Source organism: Kitasatospora sp. NPDC057542 (genome assembly GCF_042801945.1).
GTDB lineage: Bacteria > Actinomycetota > Actinomycetes > Streptomycetales > Streptomycetaceae > Kitasatospora.
The window spans coordinates 1-16,285 of record NZ_JBHVFE010000177.1 but is presented as its reverse complement, the minus strand read 5'-3'; the positions used below and the strand labels follow the sequence as shown (position 1 = coordinate 16,285).

At 73.9% G+C, this 16,285-nt stretch carries 18 protein-coding genes; 13 read left to right on the top strand and 5 right to left on the bottom strand.

Features of this window, described 5'->3' with window-relative positions:
* Positions 1-42 precede the first annotated feature (42 nt).
* The 5 genes from ACFU7Y_RS22340 to ACFU7Y_RS22320 all read right to left on the bottom strand — a co-directional run bounded on the left by ACFU7Y_RS22340 (position 43) and on the right by ACFU7Y_RS22320 (position 5,780).
* Positions 43-822 carry a VOC family protein gene (locus ACFU7Y_RS22340; RefSeq protein WP_380769429.1) on the bottom strand — a complete coding sequence of 260 codons (780 nt, stop codon included), beginning with the start codon at positions 820-822 and terminating at the stop codon, positions 43-45.
* Between the two features lie 135 nt (positions 823-957).
* Complete coding sequence (locus ACFU7Y_RS22335; RefSeq protein WP_224280624.1) at positions 958-1,602, bottom strand: TIGR03085 family metal-binding protein; 645 nt, start codon at positions 1,600-1,602, stop codon at positions 958-960.
* A 35-nt stretch (positions 1,603-1,637) separates the two neighbouring features.
* Positions 1,638-2,594, bottom strand: coding sequence for a YafY family protein (locus ACFU7Y_RS22330; RefSeq protein ID WP_224280623.1), 957 nt, complete (start codon positions 2,592-2,594; stop codon positions 1,638-1,640).
* A 121-nt stretch (positions 2,595-2,715) separates the two neighbouring features.
* A complete protein-coding gene (locus ACFU7Y_RS22325; RefSeq protein ID WP_380769428.1) occupies positions 2,716-5,232 on the bottom strand; it encodes an excinuclease ABC subunit UvrA in 2,517 nt (838 codons plus the stop codon).
* Positions 5,229-5,780: a pyridoxamine 5'-phosphate oxidase family protein gene (locus ACFU7Y_RS22320; RefSeq protein WP_224284282.1), complete on the bottom strand. Its 552-nt coding sequence runs from the start codon at positions 5,778-5,780 to the stop codon at positions 5,229-5,231. Before ACFU7Y_RS22320 ends, ACFU7Y_RS22325 begins: the two co-directional genes overlap by 4 nt.
* 290 nt (positions 5,781-6,070) lie before the next feature.
* On the opposite strand from ACFU7Y_RS22320, the gene ACFU7Y_RS22315 reads away from it, so the two are divergent.
* From ACFU7Y_RS22315 to ACFU7Y_RS22255, 13 genes are all read left to right on the top strand, one after another.
* The gene (locus tag ACFU7Y_RS22315) at positions 6,071-6,640 is read left to right on the top strand and encodes a hypothetical protein (protein ID WP_224284281.1); all 570 of its coding nucleotides are present in this window, start codon (positions 6,071-6,073) and stop codon (positions 6,638-6,640) included.
* 152 nt (positions 6,641-6,792) lie between these two features.
* Positions 6,793-7,164 carry a phosphoribosyl-AMP cyclohydrolase gene (gene hisI, locus ACFU7Y_RS22310; RefSeq protein ID WP_224284280.1) on the top strand — a complete coding sequence of 124 codons (372 nt, stop codon included), beginning with the start codon at positions 6,793-6,795 and terminating at the stop codon, positions 7,162-7,164.
* 38 nt (positions 7,165-7,202) lie between these two features.
* Positions 7,203-8,726 (top strand): anthranilate synthase component I, encoded by a 1,524-nt coding sequence (locus tag ACFU7Y_RS22305; RefSeq protein WP_224284279.1) that lies wholly within the window; start codon positions 7,203-7,205, stop codon positions 8,724-8,726.
* 52 nt (positions 8,727-8,778) lie between these two features.
* Complete coding sequence (locus ACFU7Y_RS22300; protein WP_380769427.1) at positions 8,779-9,321, top strand: Uma2 family endonuclease; 543 nt, start codon at positions 8,779-8,781, stop codon at positions 9,319-9,321.
* Between the two features lie 53 nt (positions 9,322-9,374).
* Positions 9,375-9,905, top strand: coding sequence for a TIGR02234 family membrane protein (locus ACFU7Y_RS22295; RefSeq protein ID WP_380769430.1), 531 nt, complete (start codon positions 9,375-9,377; stop codon positions 9,903-9,905).
* Between the two features lie 136 nt (positions 9,906-10,041).
* Positions 10,042-10,305 carry an HGxxPAAW family protein gene (locus ACFU7Y_RS22290; protein WP_224275523.1) on the top strand — a complete coding sequence of 88 codons (264 nt, stop codon included), beginning with the start codon at positions 10,042-10,044 and terminating at the stop codon, positions 10,303-10,305.
* Between the two features lie 102 nt (positions 10,306-10,407).
* A complete protein-coding gene (locus ACFU7Y_RS22285) occupies positions 10,408-10,848 on the top strand; it encodes a DUF2752 domain-containing protein (RefSeq protein ID WP_224275521.1) in 441 nt (146 codons plus the stop codon).
* A gap of 260 nt (positions 10,849-11,108) precedes the next feature.
* Positions 11,109-11,915 (top strand): indole-3-glycerol phosphate synthase TrpC, encoded by an 807-nt coding sequence (gene trpC, locus ACFU7Y_RS22280; protein WP_224275520.1) that lies wholly within the window; start codon positions 11,109-11,111, stop codon positions 11,913-11,915.
* Positions 11,916-11,924: 9 nt separating this feature from the next.
* Positions 11,925-12,074: a tryptophan biosynthesis modulator TrpM gene (gene trpM, locus ACFU7Y_RS22275; RefSeq protein WP_374119904.1), complete on the top strand. Its 150-nt coding sequence runs from the start codon at positions 11,925-11,927 to the stop codon at positions 12,072-12,074.
* Between the two features lie 79 nt (positions 12,075-12,153).
* Positions 12,154-13,416, top strand: coding sequence for a tryptophan synthase subunit beta (trpB, locus tag ACFU7Y_RS22270; protein WP_224275517.1), 1,263 nt, complete (start codon positions 12,154-12,156; stop codon positions 13,414-13,416).
* A gap of 2 nt (positions 13,417-13,418) precedes the next feature.
* Complete coding sequence (gene trpA / locus ACFU7Y_RS22265; protein WP_380769426.1) at positions 13,419-14,243, top strand: tryptophan synthase subunit alpha; 825 nt, start codon at positions 13,419-13,421, stop codon at positions 14,241-14,243.
* A 581-nt stretch (positions 14,244-14,824) separates the two neighbouring features.
* Positions 14,825-15,334, top strand: coding sequence for a MauE/DoxX family redox-associated membrane protein (locus ACFU7Y_RS22260; RefSeq protein ID WP_224275512.1), 510 nt, complete (start codon positions 14,825-14,827; stop codon positions 15,332-15,334).
* Between the two features lie 50 nt (positions 15,335-15,384).
* A complete protein-coding gene (locus ACFU7Y_RS22255; RefSeq protein ID WP_380769425.1) occupies positions 15,385-16,248 on the top strand; it encodes a DsbA family protein in 864 nt (287 codons plus the stop codon).
* Positions 16,249-16,285: the final 37 nt, after the last annotated feature.

Genomic DNA, 16,285 nt, shown 5'->3' with positions numbered 1-16,285 from the left:
CTGCGCCGGTGCGCAGCGGGCCCTTTCGTGTTCGCACGGTTCTCACGACTCCCGCGGTTCGCCGTGGATCAGGGCGAACGGGGCACCGTTCGGGTCCGCCAGCCAGGCGAGCCGGCCGACGTTCTCCACGTCCGAGGCCGGCATCAGCACCGAGCCGCCGGCCGCCGTCGCCCTGGCCACCCGCGCGTCCACGTCCTCGGTCGCGAAGTACGGCGTCCAGGCGGAGGGCTGCTCCGGGGACATGGTCGGGGCGATGCCGCCGAAGCCGGTGGCCCGCTGGTCGCCCTCGGCGGTGGAGATCACCCGGTAGGTCATGCCCGGCGACGGCTCGAAGTTCTCCTCCCGCCAGCCGAACAGCTGCCGGTAGAAGGTGAAGGCTCCGTCCTGGTCGGAGGTGTGCAGCTCCGCCCAGACCAGGGCGCCCTCCTCGGACACGGCGTCCAGCCCCTTGGTGTTGCCGGCCTGCCAGACGGCGAACCGGGCACCCTGCGGGTCCGAGAACTGGGCCAGCCGGCCCTCCCGCATCACGTCCGTCGGCTCGACCAGGACCTTGCCTCCGGCCTGCTGGGCGGCATTGGCGGTGGCGTCCGCGTCGGCGCTGCGGAAGTACGTCGTCCAGGAGGACCGGTCACCCTCGTTGAGCGCGCCGATCGCGCCGACCGTCCTGCCGTTCAGCTGGACGAAGCCGTAGCCCATGGCGTCGGGGATCTCCTGGAAGGTCCAGCCGAAGACCTGGCCGTAGAACCGGGCGCCGGCGGGAATGTCCGGGCTGCCCAGGTCGAGCCAGCAGGGCGAGCCGATGGGGAAGTCGGTGGTGAGCATGGAGGGTGCCCTTCGACGGAGAGTGACCGGGACGGTTCCGTCGGGCGTGCACACGCCCCCGCCCGGCCACCTGCGAGTCTGCACCCGGGCACCGGCATCCGCAGCCGGAGAGAGGCCCGGCCCGTGGGGTGCGCGCTACTTCGGGGGCAGTGGCAGGACGTGGCGGAGGGCCTCGACAGCGTCCGGGGCGCCATCGACAGTGAGGGTGGTGCGGGCGCCGCGGCCGTAGGTGAAGAGGACCAGTTCGCCCGGGTCGCCGGTAATGCGGACGGTGGGGGCGCCGGCGGGGCCGACGGTGAGGGACTGGCCGTCATGGCGGGCGAGGACCAGGCGGACGGGGGAGCGGCGGCCGGCCTCGAAGCGGGCGATCATGGGCAGGCGGCGCCACAGGGCCTCGGTGCGGCCGGGCGGGACGGGCCGGCGGGTCCAGCCCTCGACCGCGCGCAGGACGTCCTCGGCGTGCACGAAGTACTCGACGGTGTTGGCCGCCTCGTCCGCGCCGGGCAGGGCGAACGGGGAGTAGACCGGCGGGCCGGAGCGGAAGAGGCGGATCAGTTCTTCGTACGGCCGCGCGGCGTAGTCGTCCTGCACCCGCCGGGTCCGGGCAGCCAGGGCGGCGATCCGGATGCCCGCCGCCGCGTCGGGGCGACGCTCCCGGATCACCAGATGGGCGGCGAGGTCCCGGGTGGTCCACCCCTCGCAGAGAGTCGGGGCATCCGGCCCTGCGGCGGTGAGGAGTTGGGCGAGGCGGTGGCGTTCGGCGAGGGCGTGGTTCGACATGGCGCCAGCCTAGGGCCCGTCGCTCGTGGGGCCGGTCAGATGTAGAGGGCGGCGGCGCGGCGGGTCGCCTCGGCCAGGCGGGCGCGGAGCTCGGGCGGGTGGAGGACCTCGGCCTCCGGGCCGAGGCGGAGCAGCTCGAAGTAGCCGATGTCCCAGGTCTCGACCGGCAGGCTCACGGTGACCCAGCCGTCGGCGTCCGGGGGGCCCGCGGTAGCGAGGGCGTCGTCGGCGGCGGTCGGCTCCAGCAGGACGGCCAGGTTGTCGACGGCGGCCGGGCTCAGCCGCACCACCGCCCGCTCGCGCAGCATGGCGCGGGTGAACTCCCGCGCCGCCGCGGCCCAGTAGCCCGCGAGGTCGAACTCCGGGTCGCGCTCGAACCGTTCGTCGCCGGCCTCGGCGGTCTCGAAGCGGTTGACCCGGTACGAGCCGACCCGGCCGGACGGGCCGCGCGCCGCGACGTACCACTGCCCGGCCTTCAGCACCAGGCCGTACGGCTCCAGCCGCCGCTCCCGGGTGCCGCCGCGCGTCGTGTAGCGGGCGTGGAGCACCCGGTCCTCCCACACGGCGCGCGACACCTCGGCGAGCAGCGGCGGGGGCTCGGCCTCGCGGAACCAGGCCGGTGCGTCCAGGTGGAACCGCTGCACGGCGGCCGCGGGGGCGTCGCCCACGGCGGCGGCAACCTTCAGCCGTGCGGCGAGGGCGTGCCCCGCCAGGCCCATGTCGCGCAGCGGACCGGGGAGCCCGGCCAGGTGCAGCACCTCGGCCTCGGCGCGTTCGAGGCCGGTGAGGCGGGTGCGGTAGCCGTCGACGAGCCGGTAGCCCCCGCCGCGGCCGCGTTCGGCGTACACCGGCACGCCGGCCTCGACCAGGGCGGCGACGTCCCGCTGCACGGTGCGCTCGGAGACCTCCAGCTCGGCCGCGAGCTCCGGGGCGGTCATCGTCCGCCGCGCCTGGAGGAGGAGGAGCAGCGCGATGGTCCGGCTCGCCCGCACGTCGCTCCCTCCCGGTCGTCCGCTCTGGTCGTGGGTCCGGTGGTCCGGGCCCCGCACCATTGTCGCCGGGAGCGGTGGCCGTCGCCGCGTCCGTCAGCGCCTGTCCGTCAGCGCCTGTCCGTCAGCGCTGGGCGTCCTGCGCGGCGTCCAGGAGCGGCAGGCCGGCCGCGTATCGGCGCAGGTAGCCGGCGGTGGGGGTGTCGGCGGCGGCGACGGTGTCCGGGGTGCCCTGCGCGACCACCGCGCCGCCGTCCGGGCCGGCCCCCGGCCCGAGGTCGATCACCCAGTCCGCGGAGGCGGCGACCGGGATGTCGTGCTCGGCCACGACGACGGTGTTGCCGGAGTCGAGCAGCAGGTCGAGCGCGTCGACGACCCGCTGGACGTCGGACGGGTGCAGGCCCGAGACGGGCTCGTCGAGGACGACCAGGCCGGCTCTGCGGCTGGTCGCGCCGCGCTGGACCGCGGACGCGAGCCTGAGGCGCTGGGCCTCGCCGCCGGACAGCTCGGTGGCGCTCTGGCCGAGCCGGAGGTAGCCGAGCCCGACCTGGTCGAGCGCGGTGAGGGTTTCCGCGAGCTGCCGGGGTCCGGTGAAGACCTCCAGTGCCTCGGTGACGGTCAGGTCCAGCACCCGGTCGACGGTCAGCCCCTGGTACGTGACCGCCAGGGCCTCGGGCGCGTAGCGCCGGCCGTCACAGGTGTCGCACACCACCCAGACGTCCGGGAGGAAGTGCATGTCGACGAGCCTGCGGCCGTGGCCGGCGCAGGCCTCGCAGCGGCCGCCCGGGGTGTTGAAGCTGAACCAGGAGGCGTCGGCGCCGCGCGCGCGGGCCGCTTCGGTGGCGGCGAACAGCTTGCGGACGAGGTCGAACGCCTTGCTGTACGTGGCCGGGTTGGACCGCGGCGTGCGCCCGATCGGCTCCTGGTCGACCACGGCGACCCAGCCGAAGCCGTCGAGCCCGGTCACCTCGCGCACCGTGCCGGCGTGAGTTGTGTCCTCGACCGCCGTGCCCTTGGGCGCAGTGCCCTTGAGAGCGGCCGCCACGCCCGCGCCGAGCGCGCCCAAGACGCTGCTCTTGCCGCTGCCGCTGACCCCGGTCAGGCAGGTGAGCCGTCCGATGGGCAGGCGCAGCGACTCCGCGGCCGCGTTGTGGGCGCGCACCCCGCGAAGCTCCAGCCAGCCGGTGCCCGCGCGGACCGGGCGCGGGGTACGGCGCAGCCGCGGCCCCCGCCCGGCCAGGTGGCGGCCGGTGGCCGAGGCGGGGTCGGCGGCGACCAGCGCGGGCGGGCCGCAGACCAGGACCTCGCCGCCCAGCCGGCCCGCGCCCGGCCCCATGTCGACGACCCAGTCGGCGCGGGCGATCAGCTCGGGGTCGTGCTCGACGAGCAGGACGGTGTTGCCGGCGTCGCGCAGTTCCAGGGCGATGTCGAGCAGGTGCCGCTTGTCCGCCGGGTGCAGCCCGGCGCCGGGCTCGTCCAGGACGAAGACGACGTCGCTCAGCTCGGTGCCGAGCTGGGCGGACAGCCGGGTGCGCTGCAGCTCGCCGCCGGACAGTGTGGCGGCGCCGCGGGACAGTTGCAGGTGGGCCAGGCCGAGCCGGTCCAGGAGGCGCAGCCGGCGCCCGAGGTCCTGCAGCAGGGGCTCGCCGACGGCGCGCTGCCGGTCGTCGAGGGTGTCGGCGAGGTGCCCGGCCCAGCGGCGGACCTCTCGGACGTCCACCTCCAGCAGCTCGGGGTAGGACAGGCCGCCGAGGCGTACGGACTGGGCGACCCGGTCGAATCCGCTGCCACGGCAGGTGCCGCAGGGCTCCTCGCGCAGGTACGGCAGGTACCGCTGCTTGGCGTCGGCCGTTCGGGCGTTGGCAAACACCCGCTCCACCTCAGCGAGCGCGCCGCGCAGCGGCTGGCTGGAGGTGTACGTCATCCGGGCCGTCTCGTTCCGGTTCGGGATGTCGACCGTGGCCTCGACGGCCTCGTCGCCGGTGCCGTACAGGACGTCGTGCCGGAACGCCGCGGGCAGCGACCGCCAGGGCAGGCCGAGGTCCACGCCGCGGGCGGCGGCGAGCGCGGGGACGAACACGTGCTCTCCGGAGCGCCACTTGGCGAACCAGGGGGAGGCGCCGTCGAACAGCGGGAGGTCCGGGCGGGTGATGACGAGGTCCTCCGCCGCCTGCCGGCGTGCGCCGGCGCCGTGGCAGTCCGGGCAGCCGCCTTCGGGGGTGCGGCGGTCGAAGTGCGCGGTGATCAGGGGGCCTTCGGCGGTGTCCGGGCCCGGGCCGACCCCTGGAAGGCGAGAGAAGAGCAGGCCGAGGTGCCCGTCGATCCCCGTGATGGTTGCGACGGTGGAGCGCGGGTTGCGGTTCAGACGGCGCTGGTCGACCGCGAGGGTGGCGCCGAGGCCGAGGATGCGGTCGACCTGGGGACGGTTGCGCTGGCTGATGTACTGGCGGACGAACGGCGAAAGGCCTTCCAGGTAGCGCAGTTGGGCCTCGCTGTGCAGGGTGTCGACCGCCAGCGACGTCTTTCCGCTGCCGCTGACGCCGGTGAAGGCGACAAGCCGGCCCTTGGGGATGCTGACGGACACGTCGCGCAGGTTGTTGGTCCGGGCGCCGACGACCTCGATGGTGCCGCGCGGGTTCACGCCCCGTCCGCCTTCTCTGCCGTCTCCGCCTTCTTCGTGAGCTTGGCCAGGTCGGGGGCGAACGCGGCCATCCACTGCGGGTGCAGCCGGTAGTAGACGACGTCGTTGTCCCAGTCGAAGGCGTCGTCGCCGTAGAACCCCTGGAAGTACGCGAGCAGCTCCGGCCAGTCGGCGGCCGGCTCGCCGCCGTACGGGTTGATGACCTCCACGCTCCCGTGCGTGAACACGCCCAGGTCCTCCCCGCGCAGGTGCGCGGCACTGACCGCGGGCCGGGCGGCGAGGTGCCGGGCCTTGGCGGCACCCCGAGCGGTGCCGAAGTGCCACTTCCCGTGCAGGAAGTGCCCGTCCACGCCGCTGATCCGCGGCTCCCCCTTCGCCGTCACCGTGGACAGCGCGAGCGTGCACATCCCGGTCAGCACACCGGTGAGCTGACCGGCGGTCAGCGTGCGCTCACTGCTGATGATCGACCGCAGGTGCGCCGTCGACCGGGAGAGCGAGGAATCGAGAAGGGCCTGGAGCCGTCGGAGCTCCTCGGGTGTTTCACGCATCAGGTTCCTCTGTCCATCCGTCCGTCGTCCCGGCCCGGCACCACCACGGCCCGACCGGCAACCCCCACCCTCCCCGGAAAACCCGACACCTCCTGTCGCCTTTCCCACGACATCCCCCGGCACACCGACAGTGGTCACCCAGACGTCGGAGGTCCGACGGGAGCGGGGCTGTCGAAGGTCCTGGTGGCGATGTTCTGCGGCGCCGCCATAGGCCGGGTGACTGCCCCCGTGCGGGGCGAGTTCGGTGAAGCGGCTGTCAGGCGGGGGTCGGGTGGGCCATCCTCGTGGCCATGACCTCCGAGCAGCCGCCGCCCGCAGCCGGCTCCCGCCCGTCCCGCGGCCTGGTCCTGACCGTCGCCGCCGTGCTGGTCGTCCTGCTCGCGGTGGTGGCCACCGCGGTGCTCTGGCCGGACGACAGGAAGCCGGCCGCCGCGCCGCCGCCCACCCCCACGGCCACCCCGACGCCGACACCCACCCCTACGCCCACGCCGACCAAGCCGCAGCCGCCGTACGCCTTCTTCCCGGTCGGCGCCTGCTTCGACCACCCGCAGCTGAGCCCGGTGATCACCAAGGCAGAGGAGCGCCCCTGCACCGGTGACCACGACGGCGAGGTGATCGCCGACCTCACACTCGCCGACGGCCTCACCGGAGAGATCCAGCTCGCCCTCGCCATGCGGGACGGCTGCAAGGAGGCCGAAGCAGCCGCCAAGGCCCGCCAGGCCGACGGCAAGACCTACTACGGCCGCCAGTTCGGCCCGGCCATGGCCAACTACCAACAGGGCTGGCGCGACTACACCTGCACCCTGACCGCCGGCAACAAGCAGGGCGGCCCCAAACTCACCGGGCAACTGCACCCGTAGAGGCACAGCCGGGCCGCTCTCGACGTCGCCCGCCGTGCCGCCCAGGCGGGGCGGGCGACATGCTCCTGCGGCGACGCCCCGCGGCACGCGCCACAGGGGGGAAGCGAGGACAGGCCCCGCGGGGGCGGCGACCGGGCTGACACAATGGCCCCATGTCCACCACACCCGCCACTCCCGGCAGCACCGCCCTCGCCCCCGAGATCGCCGCCCGGCTCAAGCGCACCGAGGACGGCCTGATCCCGGCCATCGCCCAGCAGTACGACACCGGCGAGGTGCTGATGCTCGGCTGGATGGACGACGAGGCGCTGCACCGCACCCTGACCACGGGCCGCTGCACCTACTGGAGCCGCAGCCGCCGTGAGTACTGGGTGAAGGGCGACACCTCCGGCCACGTCCAGGCGGTCAAGTCGGTGGCCCTGGACTGCGACGGCGACACCCTGCTGGTCAAGGTCGACCAGACCGGCGCGGCCTGCCACACCGGCGACCGCACCTGCTTCGACGCCGACGTGCTCCCGCTGTCCTGACCCCACTCCGTCCACAACTCCAGAAGGTGCCGCCCGTCATGGATCTCGAAGCCTTCCGCAAGCTCGCAGTCGACACCCGGGTCATCCCGGTCACCCGCAGGCTCCTCGCGGACGGTCTCACCCCGATCGGCCTCTACCGCAGCCTCGCCGAGGAGCGGCCCGGCACCTTCCTGCTGGAGTCCGCCGAGCAGGGCCGCAGCTGGTCGCGCTACTCCTTCGTCGGGGTGCGCAGCGCCGCCGCGCTCACCGTCGGCCCGGACGGCGGAGCCCGCTGGCTCGGCACCCCGCCGGTCGGCATCCCCACGGCCGGTGACCCGCTGGAGGTGCTGCGCGCCACCCTGCAGGCGCTGCACACCCCGCGCCAGGAGGACGACGGCCTGCCCCCGCTCACCGGCGGCCTGGTCGGCTACCTCGGCTACGACATCGTCCGCCGGCTGGAGAAGCTGCCCGACCTCAACCCGGACGACCTGGGCCTGCCCGAGCTGACCATGCTGCTCGCCACCGACCTCGCGGTCCTCGACCACGTCGACGGCACGGTGCTGCTGATCGCCAACGCCGTCAACCGCGACGACCTGGCCAGCGGCGTGGACGAGGCCTGGGCGGACGCGGTGGCCCGGCTGGACGCGATGGAGGCCGAGCTGTTCAAGCCGGTCGACCCGGGCCTGGCCACCTTCACCCCGGTCGGCCCCGGCGAGGTGCACTCGCCGTTCGGCGGCGCGCCGTACCGGGCCGCGGTGGAGGAGGTCAAGGAGCGGATCCGGGCCGGCGAGGCCTTCCAGGTGGTGCCCTCGCAGCGCTTCGAGGCGCCCTGCCCGGCCTCCGCGCTGGACGTCTACCGCGTGCTGCGCACCACCAACCCCAGCCCGTACATGTACCTGTTCCGCTTCCCCGGACCGGACGGCGGGGCCGAGGGCGGCTTCGACGTGGTCGGCTCCAGCCCGGAGGCGCTGGTCAAGGTCACCGACGGCGAGGCGATGCTGCACCCGATCGCCGGCACCCGGCACCGCGGCGCCACCCCGCACGAGGACGCGGAGCTGGCGGCCGAGCTGCTCGCCGACCCCAAGGAGCGGGCCGAGCACCTGATGCTGGTGGACCTCGGCCGCAACGACCTCGGCCGGGTCTGCGAGCCGGGCAGCGTCGAGGTCGTCGAGTTCATGCAGGTCGAGCGCTACAGCCACGTGATGCACATCGTGTCGACGGTGACCGGCAAGGTCGCCCCGGGGCGGACCGCCTTCGACGTGCTGACCGCCTGCTTCCCGGCCGGGACCCTCTCCGGCGCGCCCAAGCCGCGGGCGATGCGGATCATCGAGGAGCTGGAGCCCACCCGCCGCGGCCTGTACGGCGGCTGCGTCGGCTACCTGGACTTCGCCGGGGACTCGGACACCGCGATCGCGATCCGCACCGCGGTGCTGCGCGACGGCACCGCGTACGTGCAGGCCGGCGCGGGCGTGGTGGCCGACTCCGACCCGCACGGCGAGGACACCGAGTGCCGCAACAAGGCGGCCGCCGTGCTGCGGGCCGTCGCCACCGCCAATACGCTGCGGACGCCGGAACTGTCATAGAGGTCGTGGAACCGGTGTCGTGACTGCCGGAGCGCGCGAGGAGGCGGCCGGGATGCCCGAGGTAACCGAGGTGCCGTACGACGAGCTGCGCTGGGCGGTCGTGCTCGGCGCCGCCGGACAGCTGGGCGAGCAGCCGGCGGGCCACGGCCGGGTGCTGTCCGGGGTGGCGATCGACTTCCCGGCGGCGCCCGGCGGCTCCGGCCGGGACCGGGCCGACCCGGGCACGGTGCTCGCCCCGGACCTGGCCGTGCTCGCCCGGGACGCGGTGCGGGGCGGGCGGGGCCGGTTCGGCGCGGCCGGGGTCGAGGCGGTCCTGGAGGTGGCCCGGCCCGGCCTGGCGGCCGCGGCGAGGGCGTACGCGCGCAGCGGCGTGCCACTGTACCTGGTGGTCGATCCGGCGGCGGCGGTCTGCACCGTGCACACCGCGCCGTCCCCCGAGGGGGTGTACCGGGAGGCCGAGCGGGTGCCCTTCGGCAACGACCTGTTCCTGCCGCTCGGCGGCCGCACGGTGGTGCTGCGGACGGACGAGTTCCCCACCCCGTCCCCCACCCCGGGTACGGACCCCGGCGTCGGCCGGGGGATAGTGGACGGGTGACCGCTGAGCAGACCCCCGCCCCCGCCGCCCCCAGCCGCCGCACCCTCGGCGTGATGCTGCTACTGACCGTGCTGAGTGCCGTGCTGGTGCTGACCGCGGCCGGGCGGACCTGGGCCGAGGGCCGGGCCGGCACCCTGGACGTCTCCGTCACCGGCGGCAGGATCTCCGAACTGCCCGGCGGGCTGGCCCTGGTGGGCCTCGCCGCGGCCGTCGCGGTGTTCGCGGTTCGCGGCGTCGGCCGGCTGGCGGTCGGCGCGCTGACCCTGCTGGCCGGGCTCGGCGCGGCCGCCGCCTCGGTGGCCGGGGCGGGCGACACCGCCGCGCTGGACGCCGAGGCCGCCCGCAAGCTGGCGCTGAGCGGCTCGGCGGCCACCGAGGTCGCGCACACCGGGTGGCCCTGGGTCGCGCTGGTCGGCGGGGTGCTGCTGGCCCTCGCCGGACTGCTCACCCTGCGCTACGGGCGGGGCTGGCCGGCCATGGGCAGCCGCTACGAGGCTCCGACCCGCCGGACCCCGGCGAGGACCGACACACCGGGCGACCTGTGGAAGGCGCTGGACCGCGGCGAGGACCCGACCGCGGTGTGAGCTGCGCGCATGTGACGCGATAGACCCGCCACCCGCTTTGGGTCACCGATGTGTGGCCCGGCACAATGGAACCCGTCAACCCGCCGGCGGCCCCGCAGGCCCGGCCGGGCCCCGAGAGCCAAGGAGCACCATTCAGATGGCAGCAGCAGCACACGGCCACACCCCCGCCGCCTGGACCGGCGTCGTCATCTCCTTCGTCGGCTTCGGCGTCGCGGGCGTCGCGATGATCCTGCCGTCGGTGCTGCTGGTGTGGGTCGGCCTGGCGGTCGTCCTGGCCGGCGGTGTGGTCGGCAAGGCGATGTCCCTCGCCGGCATGGGCCAGCAGGCCAGCGCCAACGTCTACAAGTCGACCGAGGAGCAGCTCGCGGCCCGTGAGGCTCGCGCCGCCGTCGCCGCCTGACGACCGGCTCGTCGCACCACACGTTTGTCGTACATCGGAACGGCGGGCGCGCCACGCCCGCCGTTTCGTCGTGTCCGGGCCCGACCCGGGCAGAATCGGGGCGTGAACGCCGCCCCCACCGCCTCCGCCCTGCCGCCCGTGCTGCGCCGGCTGAGCCCGCCGCTGACCGCGCTGGCGGCGGTGGCCGTCCCCACCGCGTACGTCGCCGTGGTGGACCCGAACACCCCCGGGCACTACCCCGACTGCCCGTTCCTGACCGCCACCGGCCGGTGGTGCCCCGGCTGCGGGGGGTTGCGCTGCGTCCACGCGTTGACCCACGGGGACCTCACCGGCGCCCTGCACGACAACGCCGTCGCCGTCCTGCTGTTCGGCGTGCTGGCGGTGCTCTGGCTGCGCTGGGCCTGGGCCGCGCTGACCGGCGGGCCGCCGCCCCGGATCACCGTCGGGGTCCGGCGCTGGGCGCTGATCGCCTTGCTGGTGCTGGTGTTCACGGTGGTGCGGAACTCGCCGGTCGGCGCGGGGCTGGCGCCGCCGCTGGTCTGAGCCGGCCGCCGAAGCGTGTTTCCCGGCCACCGAACCGCGCTTCCCGGCCACCGGCCGCAATCGGCCCCAAGTCCGTCCGAAAACCGGTGCGGGGCCGGTGAAAGCGCAGCTGAGGACCGCTGGAACGGGCGTCCGGTCCGCGAGACGCGGTTCGAACCGATGCGCCCCCCGCCCCCGGGTGCCGATACCATCGAAGAGCTGGTGGGCTGTCGCCCGCCGGCTCGTGCTGGCCAACTGGCAGAAAAGATGGGGGCTCCTGAGTGAGTGTGCTCGACTCGATCATCGAAGGGGTCCGCGAGGACCTCGCCGAGCGGCAGGCCCGGGTCTCCCTGGACGAGCTCAAGGAACTTGCCGCCAAGGCACCGGAGGCCAAGGACGGCGTCGCCGCCCTCAGGGGCGACGGGGTCCGGGTGATCTGCGAGGTGAAGCGCTCCAGCCCGTCCAAGGGCGCCCTGGCCTCGATCGCGGATCCGGCCGCCCTGGCGGTCGACTACGCGGCCGGCGGTGCCGCCGCGATCAGCGTGCTGACCGAACAGCGCCGCTTCGGCGGTTCGCTGGCCGACCTGGACGCCGTCCGCGCCGCGGTGGACACCCCGCTGCTGCGCAAGGACTTCATCGTCACCGCCTACCAGCTGTGGGAGGCCCGCGCGCACGGCGCCGACCTCGCGCTGCTGATCGTCGCGGCCCTCGACCAGCCGGCCCTGGTGTCGCTGATCGAGCGTGCCGAGTCGATCGGCCTCACCCCGCTGGTCGAGGTGCACGACGAGGAGGAGATCAAGCGCGCGGTGGACGCCGGCGCCCGGATCATCGGTGTCAACGCGCGCAACCTGAAGACGCTCGAAGTGGACCGCAACACCTTCGAGAACGTCGCCCACGCCATCCCGGAGGGCATCGTCAAGATCGCCGAGTCCGGCGTGCGCGGCCCGCTGGACGTGATCAACTACGCCAACCTCGGCGCCGACGCGGTGCTGGTCGGCGAATCCCTGGTGACCGGCAAGGACCCGCGGGCGGCGGTCGCCGACCTGGTCGCCGCCGGGGCCCACCCCGCCGTCCGGCACAAGGACTGACGCCACCCGATGAAGATCGCCACCCGACTCGCCCCCGGCTGCCGCCCGCGCGGCTGCCGTGCACCCGCACGCCGGGTGCTGGGGCGTCGGGTGCGGTACGTCATCGGGTGCGAGCCCGGGCAGGTGCCGGGGCGGCGATGGCGCGTGACGTCCGGCTGAGGAACCAGCCGATCGGCCGGATCCTCGGCCGGTCAGACGTCATCGTCGTTCATCTCCGTCTTCGTCAAGGGAAAACACCATGTCCGAAAAGGACTACCTGCCCGGTGCCCAGGTGCCGGACGCGCGCGGCTACTTCGGCGCGTACGGCGGCCGCTTCATCCCCGAGGCACTGGTCGCCGCGGTCGAGCAGGTCGCCGAGGAGTACGAGAAGGCCAAGGCCGACCCGGCCTTCGCCGCCGAGCTCGACGCGTTGCTGAAGGACTACACCGGGCGCCCGAGCCCGCTGACCGACGTGCACCGCTTCTCCGCCGAGGCGGGCGGCGCGCGCATCCTGCTCAAGCGCGAGGACCTCAACCACACCGGCTCACACAAGATCAACAACGTGCTGGGCCAGGCGCTGCTCACCAAGCGGATGGGCAAGACCCGGATCATCGCCGAGACCGGCGCCGGCCAGCACGGCGTGGCCACCGCGACCGCCTGCGCGCTGTTCGGCTTCGACTGCACCATCTACATGGGTGAGGTCGACACCGAGCGCCAGGCGCTCAACGTCGCCCGGATGCGGATGCTCGGCGCCGAGGTGGTGGCCGTCAAGTCCGGCAGCCGGACGCTCAAGGACGCCATCAACGAGGCGTTCCGGGACTGGGTCGCCAACGTCGACTCCACCCACTACCTGTTCGGCACGGTTGCCGGGCCGCACCCGTTCCCGATGATGGTCCGGGACTTCCACCGGATCATCGGGGTCGAGGCGCGGCAGCAGGTGCTCGACCGGACGGGGCGGCTGCCCGACGCGGTCGTGGCCTGTGTGGGCGGCGGCTCCAACGCGATGGGGATCTTCCACGAGTTCATCCCGGACGCCGGGGTGCGGCTGATCGGCTGCGAGGCCGCCGGCGAGGGCGCCGAGACGCCCCGGCACGCGGCCACCCTCACCAAGGGGGACCCGGGGGTGCTGCACGGCTCCCGGACGTACGTCCTCCAGGACGAGGACGGGCAGACCATCGAGTCGCACTCGATCTCGGCGGGGCTGGACTACCCGGGGGTCGGGCCGGAGCACGCCTGGCTGAAGGACACCGGGCGGGCGGAGTACCGGCCGGTCACGGACGACGCCGCGATGCAGGCGCTGCGGCTGCTGTCCCGTACCGAGGGGATCATCCCGGCCATCGAGAGCGCCCACGCGCTCGCCGGGGCGCTGGAGCTGGGGCGCGAGCTCGGGCCGGAGGCGACCATCCTGGTCTCGCTGTCGGGGCGCGGGGACAAGGACATGCACACCGCGGCCGAGTACTTCGGGCTGTATGACGAGAAGACCGACGGCTCGGGCAACGGCTCCGCCGAGGGGGGTAAGTGATCATGACTTCCAAGCCGAGTGCCGGCAAGCTCAGTGGCAGGCTGGCGGCCGCCAAGGCGGAGGACCGGGCCGCGCTGATCGGATACCTGCCGGCCGGGTTCCCGACCGTGGACGGCGGCATCCGGGCGATCAAGGCGCTGATCGAGGGCGGCTGCGACGTGGTCGAGGTCGGGCTGCCGCACTCCGACCCGGTGCTCGACGGTTCGGTCATCCAGACCGCCGACGACATCGCGCTGCGGGGCGGTGTGCGGATCAAGGACGTGCTGCGGACCGTCCAGGAGGTCGCCGCTGCGCACCCCGAGGCGGCGGTGCTCGTGATGACGTACTGGAACCCCGTCGACCGCTACGGCGTGGCGCGGTTCGCGGCGGACCTGGCGGCCGCGGGTGGGGCCGGATGCATCCTGCCGGACCTGCCGGTCGAGGAGTCCGAGGAGTGGCGCAAGGCGGCGGACGAGCACGGACTGGACACCGTGTTCGTGGTCGCTCCCAGCAGCAAGGACGCGCGGCTGGCGGAGGTCACGGCGGCGGGGAGCGGGTTCGTGTACGCGGCCGCGGTGATGGGCGTGACCGGGACCCGGACCGCGGTCGGCTCGATGGCCGAGGACCTGGTCGCTCGGACCCGGGCGACGACGGACCTGCCGGTCTGTGTCGGGCTCGGGGTCTCGGACGCGGTGCAGGCGGCGGAGGTCGCCCGGTTCGCGGACGGGGTGATCGTGGGGTCGGCGTTCGTGAAGCGGATCCTGGCCGCGGGCCAGGACGAGGCGGCGGCGCTGGATGCCGTGCGGGGGCTGGCGGGGGAGCTGGCTACGGGCGTGCGGAGGCGCTGACGCGCGGTGGAAACGCCGGACCGGCGGCCCCTCACTCCTTCGGGAGTGGGGGGCCGCCGGGCTTTGAGGGCTGGGGTGGGCTTTCGGGAGGGTGGGGGTGGGTGGGACGGGCGGGGTGGGGAGGCGGTGGGGGTGCGGACCCGAACGGGTGAACAAAGAGTGGGGACACGCATCAGCCGGGGTTGACCGACGTTGAGAGGAGGGACGAGTACACGAACGGTTGTGGGGGTGAGTGGAAGGGGTAAGCCGGTGCGGGGTCTCCAGCGGGCCGTTCTGCTGCGGGCGGCGGCCGCCGTGTTGGTGCTGGGTGGTGCGGTCGGGGTGCATGCCCAGGTGGGGCACGCGCTGGCCAAGCGGGGGGCCGAGCGGGCGGAGCGGGAGGCGGTGGCCTGTGCGGAGGCGGCTCGACATCCGGATCTGTTCGAGGCGGGGTGGCCGGCGGGGTGTCGCTGACGTGCGGATGTTCGGTTTGTTCGGACAGAACGTCACCCACCAGGCTTAATTCCCGAATACGGAGGAACCACCCTTCGCCTCTGACGGTTCATCAGGGAGTGAACGAGTTTCCCGAGGGGGGTTCCCTGATGGTCGCGCAGCCCGACGGCTCCGCGCCCACGTCGACGGCGGGCCGGCCGGTGCCGGTCTGGAGTGAGTGGCTCGGCACGGTCGTCCGGCTCGGCCTCGCGGTGGTCTGGGGGTGGGCCGGGTTGGCGAAGATCTCCGACCCGGCGGAGGCCGCGCAGGCCGTCCGGGCCTACGAGATCCTGCCCGAGGGCCTGGTCAAGCCGGTCGGTTACGGCCTGCCGTTCCTGGAACTGGCGCTGGCGCTGCTGCTGCTGGTGGGCCTCGGTGTCCGGCTGGTGGCCGGAGTCTCCGCGCTGCTGCTGCTGGCCTTCATCGCCGGGATCGCCTCCGCCTGGTCGCGCGGCATCTCGATCGACTGCGGCTGCTTCGGCGGCGGCGGGCACGTCGACGAGTCCCAGACGAAGTACCTCCAGGAGATCCTGCGCGACACCGGGTTCCTGTTGCTGGCCGGCCGGCTGCTGTGGCGGCCCCGTACCCGGCTGTCGGTGGACCGCTGGCTGGCGAGCTGACCCCCACATCCCTGCACCCGACGAAGGCCCCGACCGTGGATGTCAAGGCAATGAGCGAGAAGAACCGAGAAGGCAAGCGCACCGCCCGCGAGCGGATGCAGGAGCACCGGGCGGCCGAGGAGGTCTCCTCCCGGCGCAGGAAGAAGCTGATCGTGGGCGGTTCCGTGCTCACGGTGATCGCCGCCGCGGTGATCGTCGGCGTCGTGGTGCAGAACCAGCGCTCCAAGCCGGAGACGCCGACCGCCGCCCCGGCCGGGACGATCGGCGACAAGAACCTGGTCATCCCGGTCGGCGCGGGCAACGCGCCCTCCGTCCTGACGGTCTACGAGGACCCGCGCTGCCCCGCCTGCGGCGCCTTCGAGCGCGAGTTCTCGTCGACCATCGACCAGCTGGAGGACGGCGGGAAGATCTACACGAACTACCACATCGTGTCGTTCATCGACCGGGCCGCGGGGGGCAAGGGCTCCAGGACGGCCGCCAACGCGCTGGGCTGCGCCCAGAACGCCGGGCACTTCCGCGACTACCACGACGTGCTGTACCGCAACCAGCCGGACGAGACCAACGACGCCTTCGCCGACAAGGCCGTCCTGATCGGCCTGGCCAAGCAGGTCAACGGCCTGGACACGCCCGAGTTCCAGTCCTGCGTCAAGGAGAACAAGTTCGGTGGGTGGGTGTCCGCGGTGCAGCAGGACTTCGACAAGTCCAGCTTCAAGTCCACTCCCACGGTGCTGCTCAACGGCCAGCCGATCTACCCGAAGAACGGCAGCGAGGAGATCACCCCGGCGAACCTGGTGAAGTGGGTGGACGCCGCGAACCAGGGCAAACAGCTGGGCACGGCGGGCTCGCACGGGCAGACGCCGGCGCCGACCAGCACCGCGTCGGAGGCGAACAACCCGTCGCCGACGGCCGGCTGAGCCCGTTCCGCCGCGCCGCCCCCTCCCCGTCCGGAGG